This window comes from Streptomyces lydicus (genome assembly GCF_000717345.1).
GTDB lineage: Bacteria > Actinomycetota > Actinomycetes > Streptomycetales > Streptomycetaceae > Streptomyces > Streptomyces lydicus.
This window is the reverse complement of sequence record NZ_JNZA01000084.1, coordinates 1-2391: the sequence shown is the minus strand read 5'-3', so window position 1 is coordinate 2391 and position 2391 is coordinate 1. Positions and strand designations below refer to the sequence as shown.

The window sequence follows — 2391 nt, the reverse complement described above, 5'->3', positions numbered from 1 at the left end:
CGGGGTTGGCCGTTCGGCTTTCGCTTTTCGGCCTTTCCGACTCTATCAGATCTTGTTCGTGCCGTTGCCGGTTCGAATTTGTTTCTGATTCCCCGTCGGGAGGGGTTTGCCTTTTGGCTTTTCCGACTTTATCAGAAGGGCTTTGGTCGAATTAATTCGACCGGGACTTCCGGTAAGTGGTCGGTTGCGCTTCGCTGAATGAAGATTCCAGCCGAAGCGGAGATGAGACTAACCGTCACAGATGAACTTGTCCAGTTCGCTGCAACCGTTCGAATCTACCTCCCCCGCCTGCCCGTGTCAACGGGTTTCTGGGGCGAAGAGGAGATTAGCAGGTCAGGGGCGCTAGGCGCACATCAGGCAGCGGTCGGGAGGGTGGCGTCGCGGTCGGTGGTGTCGACGTCGCCGGTCTCTCCCGCGCGTACGGCGCGGCCGCCGAGGACGTGGACGTAGAGGAGGAATGCCAGTTCGACGGCGAGGCCGATGCCTATGCGGGCCCAGGTGGGGAGGCCGGAGGGGGTGACGAAGCCTTCCAGGGCGCCGGATACGAAGAGCACCGCGGCGAGGCCGAGGGCGACTCCGAGGGCGGAGCGGCCTTCCTGTGCCAGGGCCGTTCGCCGGGTGCGCGGGCCGGGGTCTATCAGGGTCCAGCCCAGGCGGAGGCCGATGCCGGCGGCGATGAAGACGGCGGTCAGTTCGAGGAGGCCGTGCGGGAGGATCAGGCCGAGGAAGGTGTCGAGGCGGCCGGCCGACGCCATCAGGCCGATGCCTATCCCCAGGTTGAGCATGTTCTGGAGGAGGATCCACAGGACGGGGAGGCCGAGGAAGGCGCCTAGGACCAGGCACAGGGCCACGGCCTGGGCGTTGTTCGTCCATACCTGGGCGGCGAAGGACGCGGCGGGGTGGCTGGAGTAGTAGGTCTCGTACTGGCCACCGGGGCGGGTCATCGCGCGGAGGTCCTCCGGGGCGCCGATGGCCGCCTGGACCTCGGGGTGCGCGGCCACCCACCAGCCGAGGAGTGCGGCGACCACGGTGGAGAGGACCGCGGTGGGGACCCACCAGTGCCGTAGGCGGTAGACGGCTGCCGGGAACGTCGTGGTGAAGAAGCGGGCGGTGTCGCGCCAGGACGCCTTGCGGGCGCCGGTGACGGTGCTGCGGGCGCGGGCCACCAGGGACGTCAGACGGCTGGTCAGCGCGGGGTCGGGGGCGCTGGACAGGAGGAGGGAGAGGTGGGTGGTGGTGCGCTGGTAAAGGGCGACCAGTTCGTCGGCCTCGGCTCCGGTGAGGCGGCGTTTGCGGTGCAGGAGTTCTTCGAGGCGGTCCCATTCGGCGCTGTGTGCCGTGATGAAGACGTCGAGGTCCATACGGGGTCGCTCCTCGCAGCGCCGTGGGTGGGTGTGGGGCCCGGCCAGCTTGGCAGACTGGCCGGGCCCGGCGTGGCGGTGGGCGGGCTTGGAATACCAGCGGGCGGACGAGAGGGAGTGGGCGCGGCGTGAGTGAGCTCGTCACGGGTGAAGCGGTGGTGCTGGGGCTGCGGCCGGCCAGGTTGCCGAGCCGGGGGCTGGCGGTGGCGGTCGATGTGGCGGTGGCCTGGAGCATCTACATCGCTGTGTCGATGCTGCTGGTGAGCGCGACGTCGTCGATGGACAGTGCGGCGATCGCTGCCGTGTCGGTGGCGGCGTTCGTGCTGGTGCAGGTCGGGATACCGATCGTGGTCGAGACGCTGAGCCATGGCCGGTCGCTGGGGAAGGTGATCTGCGGGCTGCGGGTAGTACGGGAGGACGGGGGGCCGATCCGGTTCCGGCACGCGCTGGTGCGGGGGGCCATGGGGGCCATCGAGATCGTGCTGACCATGGGGGTGGTGGCGGCCATCGCGTCGCTGGTTTCGGCGCGGGGGCGCCGGGTGGGGGATGTGTTCGCGGGGACGCTGGTCATACGGGAGCGGATGCCGGCGGCGGAGGTCGGGAGGGTGCTGCCTCCCGTGGGTCCGTGGCCGGTGGCGGACCTCGGGGGGCTGGATCTGTCGCGGGTGCCCGATGGGTGGTGGCTGGCGGTGCGGCAGTACCTGACGCGGATGGGGCAGTTGGATCCGCAGGTCGGTGCGGCGATGGCGGGGCGGCTGGTGGAGGACTTGCGGGGGTTCACGGGCGTACCGGGGCCGGCGGAGGCGCATCCGGCGGCCTATCTGGCGGCGGTGGTTGCCGAGCGACAGGCGCGGGAGTCGCGGCGGGCGTTCGGGGTGGCGGCGGCTCCGGGAGCGGGTCCGGGGGCGGTCGCTCAGGGGCAGGCGGTTGTGGGGGCTCGGGACGGGGGGCCCGGGGTGGCGGGGGTCAGGCCGCGGCGCGCGGAGGTAGAGCGCGCGGGGGGCGCCGGTTCCCCCCCGCCGCCCCCCAC

Annotated in this window: 3 protein-coding genes; 2 read left to right on the top strand and 1 reads right to left on the bottom strand. The window is 70.8% G+C overall.

What is annotated here, in order from left to right:
• Positions 1-198 (top strand): hypothetical protein (locus tag OO62_RS40335; RefSeq protein WP_211267965.1); only part of this gene is annotated, 198 nt, incomplete at its 5' end.
• A gap of 155 nt (positions 199-353) precedes the next feature.
• Here OO62_RS40335 and OO62_RS36040 read toward each other — a convergent pair.
• On the bottom strand, positions 354-1361 hold the full coding sequence (locus tag OO62_RS36040; protein WP_033271953.1) for a stage II sporulation protein M: 1008 nt from the start codon (positions 1359-1361) through the stop codon (positions 354-356).
• 128 nt (positions 1362-1489) lie between these two features.
• On the opposite strand from OO62_RS36040, the gene OO62_RS36035 reads away from it, so the two are divergent.
• Positions 1490-2391: RDD family protein (locus tag OO62_RS36035; protein ID WP_106974956.1), on the top strand; the 902-nt coding region annotated here is incomplete at its 3' end.